Origin of the sequence: Sphingomonas sp. PAMC 26605, assembly GCF_000241485.1 — a bacterium.
In the GTDB taxonomy this organism is placed as follows: domain Bacteria; phylum Pseudomonadota; class Alphaproteobacteria; order Sphingomonadales; family Sphingomonadaceae; genus Sphingomonas.
In genome coordinates, this window is the sequence record NZ_JH584241.1 from 1,727,879 (window position 1) to 1,745,593 (window position 17,715).

Sequence of the window (17,715 nt, forward strand, 5' to 3'; positions counted from 1 at the left end):
TACTGCGCGCTTATCGCGCGCAGTAGCGTTCGAGGAACGCCTGGTGCGGCGGCATGCGGCCGACTGCCCCCGCGATATTACCCTTGAGATCGGCAAAGGCGCGCGCGAGATGCGCGTCGCTCAGCACATGCCCCATATGGTGATAGCCGTCAGGGTCGAGCCGCTGGCCGAGCATCACCTGAAGCCATGAATCCGCCTGAAACAGGTCGTCGGCGGTTTGCGGCGTCAGTGCCGACTCTTTGAACAGCGCGATCCGCTGCGCCAGCGTATCGGGAATCTCCATCGTCGCGCAGCGCTGCCAGAACGGGTCGGGCCTTTCGTTCAGATGATAATGCAGGATGATGAAGTCGCGCACGCGCTCGAGCTCGGTTTCCGCCAGGTCGTTATAGCGCCGTACGACTGACTCCTTCATCCCGGCAAAGGGGAAGGATTGGATCAACCGCGTGATCCCGATCATGATCAGATGGATGCTGGTCGATTCGAGCGGTTCGACGAACCCGCTGGCGAGTCCCAGCGCGACGCAGTTCTTGTCCCACACGCGCTTGCGCCGCCCCGTGACATAACGGATCAGCCGCGGCTCGGTGATCGTCTCGCCATCGACCTGTGCGAGCAGTTTCTCCCGCGCCGCCTCGTCCGACAGATAATCGCTGCAATAGACGAGCCCGTTACCGACGCGGTGCTGGAGCGGGATCTGCCATTGCCAGCCTGCCTCGTGCGCGATCGCGCGGGTATAGGGGCGCGCCGGCGCGACCGCCTTGGTCTGCACCGTCAGCGCGCGATTGGTCGGCAGCCAGTGGCTCCAATCCTCGTAACCTGCCTTGAGCGTCTGTTCGATCAGCAGCCCGCGAAAGCCGGTGCAATCGACGAACAGGTCGCCGTCGACGCGGCGCCCGTCGTCAAGCTCGAGCGCTTCGATGAACCCGGTCTCGGGGTTCTGCACCACGCCGCCGATCTTGCCCTCGATCCGCGTGACGCCGCGCGCCTCGCTGAAACTGCGCAGATAGCGCGCGTAGAGCCCCGCATCGAAATGATAGGCGTAATTGATCTTGGCATCCTCGGACGTCGCGAACTTGCCGGCCTCGGCGGCGGCAAGTTCGAAGCAATAGGCGCCGAGCTCGTCGGCGATCCCTGCGGCGCGGCCGCGCAGCCACATATGCTGGAAATCGCCCATCCAGATCGACTGGCCGACGCGCCCGAACGAGTGGATGTAGCGATCGCCGTCGCGTGCCCAGTTCTCGAACGCGATGCCGAGCTTGAAGGTCGCCTGCGTCGCGCGCAGGAACTCGCGTTCGTCGAGTTCGAGCAGGCGGTGGAAGGTGCGGATCGTCGGGATCGTCGCCTCGCCGACCCCAACCGTGCCGATCTCGTCGGATTCGACCAGCACGATCTCGAGCAACGGCCCGAGATGTTTCGCCAGCGCCGCCGCCGCGATCCAGCCCGCAGTGCCGCCGCCCGCGACGACGACGCGCTTGATCGTCTGGTCGGGCGAGGGGGCTGCGGTCATCGGTTGAGCCTTTGCAGGAGCTGCGCGCGCAAGCGCCGTGCGGAGAGATCGGTCAGTGGCGCGAGTGCGCCGCGCATCGGTTCGGGCAGATGCGCGATCGGGCGCTCGGACGGGCCGAATACGTAATAGTCGAACAGCTCGCGCCACGCCTGCTTCTCGCTGTCGGGCCGGTCGCGCAGGCTGAGCAGGCCGTGCAGCACCGCGTTCATTGGGCTGTCCATGAAGCGCGGCGCCATGTTCCACCAGTAATTGATCAGCACGTTGAAGCCGTCGAGTGCCTCGACATTGTGCCACCACAGGGCCGGATAGACGAGCACGTCGCCGGGCTCGAGATCGACCACCTGCGCGTGCGCGAGCGCTTCGGCAAAGCGCGGATAGCGTGCGAAATCGGGCGCGCGCGGGTCGACCATGCTGACGACCTGCCCGCCGGGCGTGGGCTCGAGCGGGCCGGGATAGAGGTTGGCGATCTGATCGGGCGGGAACAGCGTGAAGCGGCGGCGCCCGACGACACAGCAGGCGATGTTGTTCGACATGTCGAAATGCGTCGCCGCGGTGGTGCGGTTGCCGATCCAGATGCTCGCGAGCGGCGCGGCGCCGGCGAAATCGGCGGCCAGGTCGTTCTCGGCGCGGAAGCCCGGGAGATAGGTGTCGAGATCGGTCGAACCGACATAGAGCGCCGGCGCATCGGGCGCGTCGAGCGTCGCGAGCATCCGGTCGAGATACGCGTCGAGCGCGACGCGCGTCGCGGTGAAGTTCATCGCGGTGCCGCTGGGATCGTAGAAGAAGCGGCCGCCGATCTCGGGTGCGCCGCTATACCCCACCACCGCCGCGCCGCGATAGAAGGTCTTGAGGTAAGCGGCGGCGGCGCTCGGCCCGGCCAGACCGGCGCGGACGATCGGCCAATCCCGCACCAGGCCGCGCAGCACGACCGGGCGTTGTTCCGCGATCAGCGCGGTGCAATCGAGCACCGCCGTCATGCTGCGGCCACCCCGGGATGCCGCTTGCGGTTCTTGCGGTCGATCAGCGTCGCGACGTTGCCGAGCGAGGACACGACCAGAAAGGCATGCCGCAGGAAGCCGGCGCGATGGAGCGCGTCGAGCGCCGCTGCGTCGAGCCGGGCGAGCCGCTCGGGCCCGATCGTGAAGCAGTCGGGAATGCTGTAGCGCGTCTCCGCGTCGAGCGCGACGTCGAGCGTGATCGGCTCGATCAGATCGGCCTGTTCGAAAGCGGCGAACATCGGCGCTTGTAGCGCGAGTCCCTCATGGATCGCGCGCAACACGGTGACGACATGCTTGAGATAGGGCGACTGCCCGCCGTGCGGCAGAAACGCCGGCTGGCCGCCGTGCGCGCAGATGCGGGGATGGTCGAGATCGACGTGGAGCATCGGCTCGCTTTGCACGACCCCGTCGATAACGCGCTCGACCATCCCGATCAGGAAGGGCCCGCGCTGGTGGAGCACGGGAACATGGCGGGCCTGCCAGGTGCCTTGTTCGAGGAACAGATTCTCGTCGCGATCGAGCCCGAGCAAGGCGACGGCGTAGAAGGCGCCTTCGCCGTCACGTCGGAACAGGATCGGATAGTCGCGCTGCACCGCGTCGAATTCGGTCGGAACGACGACGCATTGGTTGACTGCGTCCCCAAAGCCCGCAGCATAGCCGGTGGCAACACGCAGATCGGCATGGGCGATCGTGTCGAGAAGGACGGGGTTGGCCATGCTGAGATGCTAATCGCCGATCGAGGGAACGCCAAGCAGCGTAACGGGGGTCCGGACTCGTGCACTGACCGGGCGATGCTTCCCCCCAAAGCATCGCCCGGCCAGGCTCAACGCGTCAGAAGCGGTAGCGCGCGCCGAACAGGAAGCGGCGCTGCAGTTCCTGCGCGAACCATACGTTGGTTTCGGACCGGCCATAGGTCCTGAGGCTCGAATTGGTCAGGTTGATCGCCTCGAGCGACAGCGCGATGTTCTTGTTGAGATCATAGCTGATGTTCATGTCGAGCTGACCGAACGGCTTGGTGTAGACCGGGTTCTTGTAGCTGTCGCGGTTGAGGGCGGAGAGGAACTTGTCGCGCCAATTGTAGCTCAACCGCGCCGAGATGCCGTGCTTGTCGTAGATCAGCGTGGCGTTGGCGGTGTTCGACAGGCCGGTCAGCGCGAACTGGTCGATGTTCGGATCGCCGCCGTTGTTGAAGCCGACATCGCCCTTCACATAAGTAAAGCTCGCCGAGACGCCGACGCCGGTGCGCCCGAAGAAATACTGCCCGGCGATTTCGAAGCCGTAGATTTCGGCGTCCTTGTTGTTGATCGGCCGCGAGATCGTGAAGTTGTAGAGCGGGTCGGCCGCGGTGCCGTTGAGATCGACCGCCGAGAGGACCTGATTGACGAAGTTCTGATCGACCGTCTTGGTCACCGCGCTGTAATGCGCGTTGAACTGGGCCGCGGCAGCGGCGGCGCCGTCGCGTTGGAGCAGCGCCGAATAGGTGAACAGGTTGACGTCGCTGATATCGGCGCCGAGCGCACCGAGTGCCGCCTTGGCCGCGCCCGAGGTCGTGCCCGCGGCCCCCGAGCTTGGATCGCGCAGACCGAACAGCGTGCCGTTCGACTGGCCCGTGCCGATGAAATTGTGGACGCGCTTGTCGAAGAAACCGGCCGAGAAATAGCTGTCGGGCTTGAAGTAATATTCGAACGACAGATCGATATTGTCCGAGATCAGCGGCGCGAGATTGGTATTGCCGGTGTTCGCGGTGGCGACACCGCCGATCGCCGTCGGCCGGCCTGGTGCGAACACGCTGGTCGAGGCAAAGAGGTTGTCGTAATTCGGCCGCGCGATCGTCCGGCTCGCCGAGAAGCGCCCGATCAGGTTCCGCTTGAGTTCGACCTGGAAATCGAACGACGGCAGGATGTTGTCGTACGAGCCGCGGCTGACGAGCGTCTGCGGGGTCGCCCCGACGCTGATCGTGAAGTCGTTGTCGGCAACCCAGGCGATCGCGTTGGGCACGGCCTGGAGCGAGATCGCCTCTTCCTTGGTATGCTCGTAACGGCCGCCGGCGACGAGGCTCGCATCATGCCCCGCGATCGCACCCTTCCACGTCACCTGGGCATAGCCGGCGTAGATCGTCTCCTTGACGGTGTTGTTCTGGCTGGCGGTGATCGAGATCGCGTTGCCCGCCTTGGCATAGGCCGGCGACAGCGCGTTGTAGAGCGCCAGCGTATCGCCGCGGAACGCGATCAGGTTCGCGCCGCTCGCCTTGGGATCGTAGCTGTTGAACTTGCACAGCAGGCAGAATTGCTGGAGCACGCCCGGCGCGATCTTCTGCACGTCGCCGGGGAAATCGACGCTCCAATTGCCGAGCGTCTGCTGCGTCGAGACGAGTTGCTGGTTGGTGTCGGTATCGCGATAGAGGCCGCCGAAATCGAAGCGGCTGCCGCCGCCCAGATCCCAGCCCAGATCGGCGCGGATTTCCTTGACTTTCTGCTTCTGGCTGGTGGTGTAGGTGCGCGCGATCGACGAGCCGACGTCGTTGACGTCGAGCACGCCGTTATGGTTGCCGCCGGGCAGCGTCGAATCGTTGATGACGATGTCCTGCACCGGAATGGCGCCCGAATAATCGACCGAATGCGCCGCGATGACGTTGGCGCCGAGACCGACCAGCGTCGAGCTCGTGCCGTTGGGGTTGTTCGGCAGCACCGACGACTTGCCGTAATGCCCGTCGATCGACAGCGTCAGATTGGGCGCGATGTCCCATTTCGCGTTGAGGCCGTAATCCTCGAGCTGGTTCTTCTGCGCACGCGCCTGCTGCTCGAAGCCTGCGTCCTTCACGCCGGCGATCGTCTCGTGAAGATAGGTCGTCGTCGCGACGGCCTTGTTGCTGTCGAAGGTGACGACGTCGAACGGGCGGTTGAACCAGTTCGATTCGTCCGAGCGCTGCTCTTCCTGCAGCGTGCGCGCGTAGAGCGCATCGGCGGTGATGGTGAGCGCGTCGGTCGGCTTGAACTGGACGATCGCCTGGCCGTTGAGCCGCTCATATTTATCGTCGGAGAAGTGATAGCGGCTGTCGTTGGGGACCGAGACGAGCTGGTTGGGATCGGCCGGCTTGTTGTTGATCTTGGTCGCCGCGTTGACGAAGCCGTTGCTCGGATTGAGGAAATCGGCGAGCGTCTTGATGTTCCAGTCGTTCGACGTCGCCGACACCGTCGAGAAATGGCGCTGCTGATAGCTGCCGAACAGCGACACGCCGAAGGTCTGGTCGGGGTTCGACCAGCTCGCGAGACCGGTGATTTCGGGCGTCACCACCGATCCGCAATCGACGCAGTCGCTCGCGCTGGTGTCGTAGTTGAGCTTGCCGCCGAGGCTGCCGTTGAAGCCCGAGGTCTTCGAATCGAGCGGACGGCGCGTGACGACGTTGATCGTCGCGCCGATGCCGCCCGACGGGACCGCCGCGCGGCCGGTCTTGTAGACCTCGAGCGTCTTGACGCCTTCCGAGGCGAGGTTCGAGAAATCGAACGAGCGCGTCACGCCGACGGTGCCGTCGGCGCTTTCGTCGCCGCCGACGGTCTGGGCGTAGGACGAGGCGAGCGTGCGGCCGTTCAAGGTGACGAGGTTGAAGCTCGGGCCGAAGCCGCGAACGGTGACCTGCGCGCCCTGGCCGTTGACGCGGTCGATCGACACGCCGGTGATGCGCTGCAGCGATTCGGCGAGGTTGGTATCGGGGAACTTGCCGATATCCTCCGCCGAGATCGCGTCGACGATGCCGGTCGAATTGCGCTTGATCGCGATCGAGCGCTCGAGCGAGGCGCGCACGCCGGTGACGACGATGTCGTCGGGATTGAGCACTTCGGGGACGGCGTTGGTCGCAGTCGCGCCCTTTTCAAGCGTCGGTGTGCCGGGCGCGGTATCGGCCTGCGGCGTGCCCTGCTGCGCGGCGACGGGCGCCGCTTGTGCAAAGGCGGCTTGTGGAAGCGCGAGCCCTGCGGCGAGCGCGATGACGGAAGCCGAGCGAATATAGGCCGGCGCGTAACGATAGGTCTTCATGGGACCCCCCCCTGCATATGCGCGGCCTTATCTGGCCGCTCTGTTGAGATGCCGACCCCCTGTTAGACCAGCCCGGATAGCGCTATCGCATTGTCCTACGTTGTCAAGATAATTCTCGGTTCGGCCCTATTGTTTCGGCCGCTCCCCGGCCGCTTCTTCCACGATCGAACCGAGCCTGAAAAGTAGGATCATAAGCTAGATTAAGCGCTTTTGTGAGTTTCGGGATTCGCGCGGCGGCGGCGCGCTTTCGACCGGTGTGCCTGCCAAACCTCTACGATCGGCCGGCATACGCGATGTCAACGCAATCATACCCTCTGGCGCTGCGCCGATCGATCTGGTCTATTCGAGCTTAAACCGGGTTGGGGCGAGATGAAGCGAACGACGATTGTCGATGTGGGGCGGCTGGCGGGCGTGTCGGCCAAGACGGTCTCGCGCGTGCTCAACGGCGAGCCGCATGTCAGCGCCGATGTGCAGCAACGCGTCCGAGCCGCTGCGGATACGCTCGATTACCACCCCAACGTCTTCGCGCAGGCGCTGGTGCGGCGCAAATCGAACATGATCGGGCTGGTCTATGAGAACCCCAGCCCGAGCTATGTCGTCGAATTGCAGCGCGGCGTGCTCGAGCGACTGACTGCCGAGCGCTATCGGCTGGTGGTGATCCCGATCCGCTCGGTACAGGAAAATGCGAGCGAGGTCGTCGGCCTGCTGCGCTCCGCGGCGCTCGACGGCGTCGTGCTTGCGCCGCCGGCGTCGGACCATCCGCTGATTCTCAAACAGTTGCACGAAGCGCGGATCTATTGCGCGCGGATCGCGCCGACGCGGATGATCGATGCCGCGCCGAGCAATCTGGTCGATGACGTCGCCGCCGCGCGCGAGATCGCCGCCTATGTCATCGGGCTCGGCCACCGCGACATGGCGATCATCCGCGGCGACGCGACGCACCCGTCGAGCGAGGCGCGGATGCTCGGCTATACCCAGGCGTTCCATCAGGCCGGGCTCGAGCTCAAGTTCGACCGGATCGAGCCGGGTCTGTTCACCTTCGATAGCGGGCTGGCGGCGGCGCGGCATATCCTCGCGCGGCCTGATCGACCGACCGCGATCCTCGCGCAGAATGACGACATGGCGGTCGGTGCGATGATGGCGGCGCGTGAATTCGGGCTGTCGATCCCCGACGACCTTTCGGTCGCCGGGTTCGACGATTCGGAGGTGTCGCGGATCACCTGGCCGCGGCTGACGACGGTGCGACAGCCGGTGTTCGAGATGGCGGTCGCGGCGACCGAGATGGTCATCGCACAGCTCGAGGAACGCGAGCCGGTCCGCCGGCTCGTCCACCCGCACACGCTGCTCGTTCGCGAGTCCACCGCGCCGCCGCGCGCGTGATGCTGCGGCGCTTCGAGGCGGCCTGCTATGCCGCGGGCGATCTCGGCTTCAACTTCGTGTGGCAGTCGATCGAGCTTTACCTGTTGTTCTATTACATCCGCGGGCTCGGCATCGCGCCGGCGGTGGCATCGGGAATCTTCCTCGCCGGGGCGGCGGTCGATTGGCTGACCGATCCGGTGATCGGCGCGGTCGCCGACCGGCTGGCGCCGCGGGTTCCGTTGCGCGCTTGGGTCTCGATCGGCGGACCGCTCTCGGTCGTCATGCTGTGTCTCGCGTTCGCGCCGCCGCCGGTGCCCGCGGCATGGGTTCCGGGCTATGCGCTCGCCACCTATCTCGCGCTGCGATTCTTCTACGGCCTGGGCAACATTCCGTATGCCGCACTGACCGCGCGGCTGTCGCCCGATCCGGCGGATCATCTGCGGCTGACCGGCGCGCGGATGCAGGGCGCCGCGCTTGGCGGGCTGATCGCGGCGCTGACCTATGCACTGCTCCCGGCGGATCGCGGCGGCGGCGCGGATTTCCGCCTGGGCGCGCTGATCCTCGCCGGGCTCGCCATGCCGGCGTTCTTCGCGACAAGCTTCGGCACGCGCGAACGCGTCTTGCCGCGCAGCGGGCCGCCGCGGCCGCTGGGCGAGGCGGTGGCGGCGATGGCGGCGCTGCTGCGGCGATCGGCCGCGCTGCGCCGGCTGATCGTGACGATCGTCATGGTCGGTCTGACGGTGACCTTGATCAACAAGTCGCTGCTGTTCCTGTTCGAGCAGGTCGGCGCGCCGCGGCTCGGCTATTTCGTCGCGCTGGTCCCCGCGCTGTCGCTGTTGCTGACTGCGCCGTTATGGGCGCGCCTGGCGATCCGCAGCGGGCAAATCCGCACGCTGCGGATCGCGGCGGTGGCGGTGTTGGTGATGGCCGTGCTGGCGCTGATCGGACGCGACGTCGCCACCGCGCTGTTGTGCATCACGCTGGCGATCATCGCCGGGCAGGGCATGTCGGTGATGTTCTGGTCGCTCGTGCCCGCAACCGTCGCGTCGTGCGAAATCTCCGATCAGGACGCAGGCTATGCGGTGCGGGTCTATGCGATGGCGACGATCGCGCGCAAGCTCGCCCAGGCGCTCGCCCCGCAAGCGATCGCCCTGGCGCTGGTGTTGCCCGACGGCGCGCTGCTCGTGACGATCGCCTGCGTCGCGGCGATGACGCTGCTGACGGTGCTGTTTTACCCGCCAATAGGGCCATCGCACCCCCACGCCGCGGCTTGACAGCGTCGTGTCAACGTTGTCAATGCGACGGCGCGGGAGGATGGGGCTGCGGTGGGGCCGGCTTACATCGTCGACGAGCGATGGAGGGGATATGAAGCGCGGATTGACCTGGGGCACGGCGCTGGCCGTTTGCCTTGTCGCGAACATCGGTGCCGCCGTCGCGACGGAAGCACCAACGCCGACGGGGGCGGTGGTGCATCCCGCACTCTGGCCGCGTGCGGCCTGGCCGCTCGCACCGATCCCCGCCGACGAAGCGCGCATCAGGACGCTGCTCGGGGCAATGAGCGTCGAGGAGAAGGTCGGGCAGATCGTTCAGCCCGATATCGACAGCATCACCCCCGATGAGGTCCGCCGCTACCATATCGGCTCGGTGCTCAACGGCGGCAATTCTGGCCCCAACAAGGACGATTTCGCGCCTGCGCCGAAATGGCTCGAGCTCGCCGATCAATTCTATGCCGCCTCGGTCGATCGCTCGGCCGGCGGGCACGGCATCCCGATCCTGTGGGGGATCGATGCGGTCCACGGCCACAGCAACATCGTCGGCGCGACGCTGTTCCCGCAGAATATCGGGCTCGGCGCGACGCGCGACCCGGCGCTGATCGAGCGGATCGGCGCAGCGACCGCAGCCGAGATCCGCACCACCGGGCAGGAATGGACCTTCGCGCCGACGATCACCGTGCCGCAGGACTATCGCTGGGGACGCGCTTATGAAGGCTATTCGTCCAACCCCGATCTCGTCGCGAGCTATGCCGGTCGGATGATCGTCGGCTTGCAGGGCCGGCCCGATGGCAGCCGGATTCTCGCCGGCCCGCACGTGCTGGCGAGCACCAAGCATTTCATCGCCGACGGCGGCACCTTCGAAGGGCATGACCAGGGCGACGCGCGGATCAGCGAGACCGAACTGCGTGACGTTCACGGCAAGCCCTATGTCCCGGCGATCGAAGCGGGCGTCGGCACCGTGATGACGAGCTTCTCGAGCTGGCAGGGGCAGAAGATCGGCGGCAGCAAGGGGCTCGTCACCGACGTGCTCAAGGGGCGGATGGACTTCGGCGGTTTCGTCGTCACCGACTGGAACGCGCACGCGCAGATCGCCGGCTGCAGCCTCGACAGCTGCCCGCAGGCGATCAATGCCGGGGTCGACATGTATATGGCGCCCGACAGCTGGCGCGGGCTCTATGCCTCGCTGCTCGCGCAGGTGAAGGACGGCGCGGTGCCGATGGCGCGGCTCGACGATGCGGTCGCGCGGATCCTGCGCGTGAAATTGCGGCTCGGCCTGTTCGAGGCGGGCAAGCCTTCGTCGCGCGCGCTCGCCGGCGACTGGAGCGTGCTCGGGGCGCCGGCACATCGTGCGATCGCGCGCGAGGCCGTCGGCAAATCGCTCGTGCTGCTCAAGAACCAGGGCGTGCTGCCACTGAAGGCCTCGGCCAACATCCTCGTTGCCGGCGACGGCGCAGATGATGTCGCGCGCCAATCGGGCGGCTGGACGATCACCTGGCAGGGCACCGGCCTGACCAACGCCAATTTCCCCGGCGCGACCACGCTGTGGGGCGGCATCGCCGCCGCGGTCAAAGCCGGCGGCGGGCAGGCTGAACTGGCACCCGACGGCCGTTACACGCGCAAGCCCGACGCGGCGATCGTCGTGTTCGGCGAAACGCCCTATGCCGAGTTCCAGGGCGACATAAAGTCGCTGCAGCTGCGCCCCGAACTGCGCGCGCCGCTCGCGACGATGCAACGGCTCAAGGCGGCGGGCATCCCGGTCGTCGCGGTCATGCTCACCGGGCGGCCGCTGTTCGTCAATCCGATGCTCAATGCCGCCGACGGCTTCGTCGTCGCGTGGCTGCCGGGGAGCGAAGGGGCGGGGGTCGCCGACCGGCTGTTCGCCGCGCCGGGCACCGCCGCACCCTTCACCGGCAAGCTGCCCGCCGACTGGCCGCTCACCGCCAAGCCCGGCGGACCGTCGCTCTACCGCTTCGGTTATGGCCTGAGCGGGCGTGAGCCGCGCGGGGCGTGGAAGGCTTTGTCGGAGGATGCCGGCGTGGTCGACGCGGGGACCGATGGCGTGTTCCTCAAGGCCGGGGTGGCGACGCCGGGCTGGTCGCTGCGGGTCGGCGATGCGGCTGCGGCGAGCGCGATCACCGCGGTTCCTGCGCAGGCGCTGGGCGGCCGGATCAAGGTCACCGCGATCGATTATGGCGTGCAGGAAGGCGCGCGGCATTTCTCGCTCGCCGGCGGGGGCGCACAGACGATCGAACTGCGCAGCGCCGATCCGGTCGATCTCTCGCGTGAGAGCAATGGCGACGTGATGCTGCTCGCAACGCTCCGCCTCGACGCGCCGCAAGGCAGCGATCTCACACTCGGCATGAGCTGCGGCGCCGGCTGCGGCGCGACGCGCCCAATGCCGGCTGGCGCGCTGAAGGTCGGCCAATGGCGCATCGTCGGCATTCCGATCAAATGCTTTGCGAGCACCGGCGACCGCAAGGGCGTCGACATCAAGCGGATCGACGCGCCGTTCGTGCTGCGCACCGGCCAGCCGCTCGAACTCAGCATCGCGCGCGTGTCGCTCGGCATGGTCGCCGACGACGTGCTGGCCTGCCAGCCGTGAGCCGCCCCGGCTAGCCGGCGCGCGGCGGTGCGTCGGATTCGCGGCGGATCAGCGCATACTCGATCTGGACGTGCGGCTCGGCGATCTCGCCGAGCGTCGCGCTGCGGTCGAGCCGCAACGCTTCGACCAGCAATTCGACCGCCATCCGCGCCATATCGGTGACGGGCTGGCGGATCGTGGTGAGTTCGGGCCAGATCGTCGTCGCGAGCGCCGAATCGTCGAAGCCGACCACGGCGAGGTCGCCCGGCACGTCGAGCCCGCGACGATGTGCGACGGCAATCGCGGCGGCGGCCATATCGTCGTTCGCCGCGAAGATCGCGGTCGGCCGTTCGGGAAGGTCGAGCAGGCGTTCGGCGGCCTCGAGCCCCGAGCGATAGGTGAACAGCCCGTCGGCGATCAGCGCAGGCTCCGCCGGCAAGCCGAGATCGACCAGCGCGGCGCGATACCCTTCGAGCCGCTCGGCGCTCGCGCTCTGGTTGGGCGCGCCGGTGATGAAGCCGATCCGGCGGTGCCCGAGCTCGCCGAGATGCCGCGTCATGTCATACGCGGCGTGGCGGTCGTCGATGCTCACCGACAGCGCCCAGCCCGGCGCGCGCCCGGTCGAGATCGCCACCACCGGGATGTCGCGCTCGTGCAGCGCTTCGAGCACCAGCGCCGAATCGCACAGCGGCGGCGGCAGGATGATGCCGTCGATCCGCCCGCGCGTGAGATGCTCGATCGCGGCGATCTCGGTGCCGGGCTCGCATTTCTCGATCAGGATCTGAACGGTTTGCCGACTTGCTTGATCGAGACAACCGATCAGGAACTCGCTGAAATAGAAGAAGCTGGGATTGGTATGGAGCACGCCGATCCGCACGTCCTCGCCGCCCGCCAGCATCCGCGCGGCGGCGTTGGGGGCGTAGTTGAGCGCGACGATCGCGGCCTCGACGCGTTCGCGCGTCGCGGGACGGACGCTGCTTTTGTCGTTGATGACGCGCGAGACCGTCATCGGTGAGACACCGGCGTGCGCCGCGACGTCGCTGACCGTCGGGACATTGTGTTGGCGGCGTGAGCTGCGGGGTTCCTTCATTCGGGTCCTTTCGCGCTAACCCTATGGCCTAGCGGTGCCATGCGGCAAGTCGCAGTTACGCGGGGGTCGGCAAAGCGCTCGAGCAATGTCGATCGCGCTTGCTCCACCCCCGTTCAATCGGGCATGCGCTCCCGATGACGTTTCAGGTCGATATGGGCCTCGACGCGGGCGGCGCTTCCGTTCCGATCGATCTCGAAGAATTGCTGGCGACGCGCTTGCTCGTGCAGGGCAATTCGGGCTCGGGAAAGTCGCATCTGCTGCGCCGGCTGCTCGAACGCAGCGCCGGGCAGGTGCAGCAGGTCATCATCGACCCCGAAGGCGACTTCGTCACGCTCGGCGAGAAATACGGTCATATCGCGATCTCCGCGGCGGATTATTCGGTCGCCGAGGTCGCGCGCTTTGGCCAGCGCATCCGCGAGCATCGCACTTCGGTCGTGCTCGATCTCGAGGGGCTCGAGATGGAAGGGCAGATGCGCTGCGCCGCGGCGTTTTTGGGCGCGATGTTCGATGCGCCCCGCGAGCATTGGTATCCAGCGCTCGTCGTGGTCGACGAGGCGCAGGTGTTCGCGCCGTCGATGGGCGCCGAGGTGACCGAGGAGGTCCGCCGTGCCTCGCTCGGCGCGATGACCAATCTGATGTGCCGTGGGCGCAAGCGCGGCTTGGCCGGGATCATCGCGACGCAGCGGCTTGCCAAGCTTGCCAAGAACGTCGCGGCCGAGGCGTCGAACTTCCTGATGGGGCGCACCTTTCTCGACATCGATATGGCGCGCGCCGCCGATCTGCTCGGGATGGAGCGCCGCCAGGCCGAGCAGATCCGCGATCTACCGCGCGGCACCTTCCTTGCGCTCGGGCCTGCCGTGTGCCGGCGGCCGATCGCGATCAAGGTCGGGTCGGTCGAGACCGGCTCGCGTGGCGGCGGCCCGGTGCTGACCCCGCTGCCGCAACCGCAGGCGAGCGACATGCGGCAATTCCTTTTCGCCGAGATGGAAGAGCCGGTGCGCCCGCCGCCCCCGCCGCCGCGTCCTGCGCCGGCCGAATATGTGCTCGACCAGATCGAGACCGTGCCGACGTCCGAGCCGGCGCGCGACGTTCCCAAGCGCGATCCCGAGGAACTCGCGCGCGTCGTCACCGATGTGCTGCGCGCGATCGTCGAGGATCGCGATTCGAGCACGCGGCCGGCCGCGGTGCTGTATCAGGATTTCCAGGTGCGCTGCCGCATGGTCGGCGTGCATCCGGCACCACTATCGTCGTCGGGCTTCTCGCGGCGGCTCGCGGCGGCGCGTGCGGGCATTTTCGACGGGCTCGACGGCGAATGGGCCGAGGCGATCGCGATCGCGCACGATCTGCCCGACGAGATGCTCGGCTGCTTCCTGCTGATCGCACGTGCGGCACGCGAGGGACTGCCCGCGCCGACCGACGAGGACATCGCGCAGACCTACGGCACCAGTTCACTCGGCCGGGCGCGGCGCGTGATCGGTTATATCGAGGGGCGCAACCTGTTGGTAACGCGCGTCGATCTGTCAGGAAAGCGCTCGCTGACGATTCCCGCTCTGGGATGGACGACCGCGGCGGCCGACGCCGCATGACAAAGCGTTCAGATCGCGCGCAACCTGTTGCAGCGCGACACGGCGCAGCCTAGGGGCGCTCGATGGCATCGGCCTCCTATCAGTCAAGCTCGGAGCGCGGCCGGGTCCGCGGGATCGTGTTCGCGCTCGTCGTCGAGGCGCTGGTTGGATTGCTGCTGCTACAACTTGGCACGGGCGTGTTCACCAAGGTCGAAAAGCAGTCCAAGCTTACCACCTTCGACGTCCGCCCGATCGGTCCGCCGAAGGAGAAAGCCGCGGCCAAGACCCAGGTCAAACAGCAACAGAAGAAGGTGGTGACCACCGCTTCGGCCGCTCCGCCGCCGCCGACCGTCCCGCCTCTTCCGAAAGCGCCGCTCCCCTCGAAGCTGATCCAGCTCAGCCCGCAGGATTTCGCCGCGTCGGATATCGGCAAGATCCCCTCGGCCAAGGGCGAGGGCAGCGGCGAGGGCACCGGCAAGGACAGCGTCGCGGCGTACGGCCCGGGCGAGGGCCCCGGCGGCGGCTCGCTCTACAATGCCGAATGGTATCGCGAGCCGAGCGATGCCGAGCTCAAGCCGTACATGCAGGAATATACGCATGGCGACGGCGGCTGGGCGATGATCGCGTGCAAGACCGCGCCCGATTATCATGTCGAGAATTGCCGCTCGCTCGACGAGTCGCCCCCAGGCGGCGGCCTGTCGCGCGCGCTACGGCTGGCGGCGTGGCAGTTCCGCGTGCGGCCGCCGCGCGTCAACGGCAAGCCGATCATCGGCGCGTGGGTGCGGATCCGCTTCGACCTAATCTCCGGATTCAGGAAGTAGCGGGCAACGCCTCGAGATAGGCGCGCACATCGTCGGCGATCGCGCGCGGCGTGCCGGTCGGCAGATCGACGTTGACGATCGTCATGTCGATCGTCGTGTGTAGCGCGCCCGTTTCGGCATGGCAGAGCTCGAAACGCTGCGTCAGGCTTGACGAGCCGATCCGCGTGATCCGCACGAACGCCTCGATCGTGTCGCCCCAGACGAACGGCTTGAGATAGTCGATCGCGGTGTGGCGGACGTGAAATTCGGTTTCGGTCCACGCCGCGCCGAGCGCCGCCCCGATCCCGGTCCAGTCCCAGAAATCGGTCGCCGCGACATCGGCATATTCGAGATAGCGCGAGTTGAATACGACCTTCTGGCCGTCGATCTCGGCATAGCGGACCTTGAAGCGGGTCGAGAAAGCGAAGTCGGGACGGGTCATCAGAACAGCAACTTCAGGCCGACCGCGGCGAGTACCGCAGCGAGGATGGGGGTGAGGAACCGGTCGGACACGCGGCTCGCGATCAAGCTGCCGACGATGATCCCGGGGATCGAGCCGATCAGCAGCGAGACGAGCAGCGCGCCGTCGACCGAGCCAAGGATCCAATGCCCGATCCCGCCGAGCAGCGTCAACGGCACCGCGTGCGCGATGTCCGAGCCGACCAGCCGGTTGACCGGCATCAGCGGGTACAGGATCAGCAGCGCGGTCATGCCGAGCGCGCCCGCGCCGACCGAGGTCAGCGAGACGAGCACGCCGAGCACCACGCCCAGCACCACCGTCAGGCTCGCAAGCCGGTTCGGGCTGACCGTGCCGAGCCGCGCCTTGAGCGCCGCGACGATGCGCGCGCGGAAGATCGTCGCGACGCCCGACACGAGCAGCGTGATGCCGAGCGAGACCGAGATTACGTGACCAGTCTTGGTCGATTGCTCGCCGGCGTAATGGAGGATGACGAGCGTGAGCAGCGCGGCCGGCACGCTTCCCGTCGCGAGCCGTCGCACGACGATCCAGTCGACCGTGCCGCGCCAGCCATGCACCGTCGTGCCGACAGTCTTGGTGGCGGACGCATAGAGCAGATCGGTGCCGACCGCGGTCGCCGGGTGGAAACCGAAGGCGAGCACCAGCAGCGGCGTCATCAGCGAGCCGCCGCCGACCCCGGTCAGCCCGACGAGCAGGCCGACGAGCACGCCGGCCACCGAATACAGCGGATTGATCTCCATTATCGGGGCGGTCAGCCGGTCTTGGCTGGCGTGTTGACGCCCATCGATTGCAGGTATTTCTTCACGTTGCGCGCGGCCTGGCGCAGGCGTTGCTCGTTCTCGACCATCGCGATGCGCACGAAACCTTCTCCATTCTCGCCATAACCCACCCCTGGGGCAACCGCGACGCGCGCGTGAGTCAGCAATTGTTTGGAGAACTCAAGGCTGCCTAGGTGCGCCAGCGCCGGCGGCAGCGGCGCCCAGGCGAACATGCTCGCCGGCGGCGAAGGAATGTCCCACCCCGCGCGACCGAAGCTGTCGACCAGCACGTCGCGGCGCTTGTGATAGAGCTCGCGGTTCTTGGCGACGATGTCCTGCGGCCCATTGAGCGCGGCGCACGCCGCCGCCTGGATCGGGGTGAAGGCGCCGTAGTCGAGATACGACTTCACGCGCGACATGGCGGCGATCAGCGTCTTGTTGCCGACCGCGAAGCCGATCCGCCAGCCCGCCATCGAATAGGTCTTGCTGAGCGAGGTGAATTCGATCGCCACATCCTTAGCGCCGGGCACCTGCAGGATCGAAGGGGTGGGCTTGCCGTCGAAATAGAGCTCGGAATAGGCAAGATCGGAGATGATCCAGACCTTGTTCTCCTTCGCCCAGGCGACGAGCCGTTCGTAGAACGCAAGATCGACCGCCTCCGCCGTGGGGTTGGACGGATAATTGACGACGAGGATCGACGGGCGCGGCACGGTGAAGGCCATCGCGCGCTCGAGGCTCTCGAAATAGGCCTGATCGGGCGTCGTCGGCACCGCGCGGATCGTCGCGCCTGCAATGATGAAGCCGAAGGTGTGGATCGGGTAGGACGGATTGGGCGCGAGCACGACGTCGCCCGGCGCGGTGATCGCGGTGGCAAGGCTGGCCAGCCCCTCCTTCGATCCCATCGTCACGACGACCTCGCTCTCGGGATCGACTTCGACGCCGAAGCGTCGGCCATAATAATTGGCCTGCGCGCGGCGCAGCCCGGGAATGCCCTTCGATTGCGAATAGCCGTGCGCGTCCGGCTTGCGCGCGACTTCGATCAGTTTTTCGATGACATGGGGCGGCGGCGGCAGATCGGGATTGCCCATGCCGAGATCGATGATGTCTTCGCCGCTCGCACGCGCTTCCGCTCGCATCGCGTTCACTTCTGCGATGATGTACGGCGGGAGGCGCTTGATACGGTAGAAATCGTCGGACATTGCGGAATTCCGGTTCGAGGGGACATTTCCTTGCGCCGCCACCTTACGGACTCGTGCACGCTTCGTCACCCGGCTTT

The 17,715-nt window shown here is 66.9% G+C and carries 13 protein-coding genes; 5 read left to right on the forward strand and 8 right to left on the reverse strand.

Annotation, left to right across the window (positions count from 1 at the left end; genetic code table 11):
* Window positions 1-10: 10 nt before the first annotated feature.
* The 4 genes from RH90_RS07970 to RH90_RS07985 all read right to left on the reverse strand — a co-directional run bounded on the left by RH90_RS07970 (window position 11) and on the right by RH90_RS07985 (window position 6,534).
* A complete protein-coding gene (locus RH90_RS07970; protein WP_010184976.1) occupies window positions 11-1,504 on the reverse strand; it encodes a tryptophan halogenase family protein in 1,494 nt (497 codons plus the stop codon).
* Complete coding sequence (locus RH90_RS07975) at window positions 1,501-2,481, reverse strand: cupin-like domain-containing protein (protein ID WP_010184977.1); 981 nt, start codon at window positions 2,479-2,481, stop codon at window positions 1,501-1,503. Before RH90_RS07975 ends, RH90_RS07970 begins: the two co-directional genes overlap by 4 nt.
* Window positions 2,478-3,218: a SapC family protein gene (locus RH90_RS07980; protein WP_010184978.1), complete on the reverse strand. Its 741-nt coding sequence runs from the start codon at window positions 3,216-3,218 to the stop codon at window positions 2,478-2,480. Before RH90_RS07980 ends, RH90_RS07975 begins: the two co-directional genes overlap by 4 nt.
* Window positions 3,219-3,333: 115 nt before the next feature.
* Window positions 3,334-6,534 (reverse strand): TonB-dependent receptor, encoded by a 3,201-nt coding sequence (locus RH90_RS07985; RefSeq protein ID WP_010184979.1) that lies wholly within the window; start codon window positions 6,532-6,534, stop codon window positions 3,334-3,336.
* A gap of 369 nt (window positions 6,535-6,903) precedes the next feature.
* Between RH90_RS07985 and RH90_RS07990 the strand changes: the two genes are divergently transcribed.
* The 3 genes from RH90_RS07990 to RH90_RS08000 all read left to right on the forward strand — a co-directional run bounded on the left by RH90_RS07990 (window position 6,904) and on the right by RH90_RS08000 (window position 11,769).
* On the forward strand, window positions 6,904-7,914 hold the full coding sequence (locus RH90_RS07990; protein ID WP_010184980.1) for a LacI family DNA-binding transcriptional regulator: 1,011 nt from the start codon (window positions 6,904-6,906) through the stop codon (window positions 7,912-7,914).
* Window positions 7,914-9,167, forward strand: coding sequence for an MFS transporter (locus RH90_RS07995; RefSeq protein ID WP_037492700.1), 1,254 nt, complete (start codon window positions 7,914-7,916; stop codon window positions 9,165-9,167). The genes RH90_RS07990 and RH90_RS07995 overlap by 1 nt, the downstream gene beginning before the upstream one ends.
* Window positions 9,168-9,258: 91 nt before the next feature.
* A complete protein-coding gene (locus tag RH90_RS08000) occupies window positions 9,259-11,769 on the forward strand; it encodes a glycoside hydrolase family 3 protein (protein ID WP_010184982.1) in 2,511 nt (836 codons plus the stop codon).
* Between the two features lie 10 nt (window positions 11,770-11,779).
* On the opposite strand, the gene RH90_RS08005 is transcribed toward RH90_RS08000, so the two are convergent.
* On the reverse strand, window positions 11,780-12,838 hold the full coding sequence (locus RH90_RS08005) for a LacI family DNA-binding transcriptional regulator (protein WP_010184985.1): 1,059 nt from the start codon (window positions 12,836-12,838) through the stop codon (window positions 11,780-11,782).
* Window positions 12,839-12,972: 134 nt separating this feature from the next.
* On the opposite strand from RH90_RS08005, the gene RH90_RS08010 reads away from it, so the two are divergent.
* Together RH90_RS08010 and RH90_RS08015 are read left to right on the forward strand one after the other, a co-directional pair.
* The gene (locus tag RH90_RS08010; protein ID WP_010184987.1) at window positions 12,973-14,424 is read left to right on the forward strand and encodes an ATP-binding protein; all 1,452 of its coding nucleotides are present in this window, start codon (window positions 12,973-12,975) and stop codon (window positions 14,422-14,424) included.
* Between the two features lie 62 nt (window positions 14,425-14,486).
* Window positions 14,487-15,224 carry a hypothetical protein gene (locus RH90_RS08015; RefSeq protein ID WP_010184988.1) on the forward strand — a complete coding sequence of 246 codons (738 nt, stop codon included), beginning with the start codon at window positions 14,487-14,489 and terminating at the stop codon, window positions 15,222-15,224.
* Here the strand turns inward: RH90_RS08015 and RH90_RS08020 are convergent.
* Genes RH90_RS08020 through RH90_RS08030 form a run of 3 tightly spaced genes read right to left on the reverse strand, consistent with a single transcriptional unit; the run spans window position 15,214 to window position 17,638 of the window.
* Window positions 15,214-15,645, reverse strand: a complete 432-nt coding sequence (locus RH90_RS08020) for an acyl-CoA thioesterase (RefSeq protein WP_010184989.1) — start codon at window positions 15,643-15,645, stop codon at window positions 15,214-15,216. The genes RH90_RS08015 and RH90_RS08020 overlap by 11 nt on opposite strands.
* Window positions 15,645-16,421: a sulfite exporter TauE/SafE family protein gene (locus RH90_RS08025; protein WP_010184990.1), complete on the reverse strand. Its 777-nt coding sequence runs from the start codon at window positions 16,419-16,421 to the stop codon at window positions 15,645-15,647. Before RH90_RS08025 ends, RH90_RS08020 begins: the two co-directional genes overlap by 1 nt.
* Before the next feature lie 11 nt (window positions 16,422-16,432).
* Complete coding sequence (locus RH90_RS08030; protein ID WP_010184991.1) at window positions 16,433-17,638, reverse strand: LL-diaminopimelate aminotransferase; 1,206 nt, start codon at window positions 17,636-17,638, stop codon at window positions 16,433-16,435.
* Window positions 17,639-17,715: the final 77 nt, after the last annotated feature.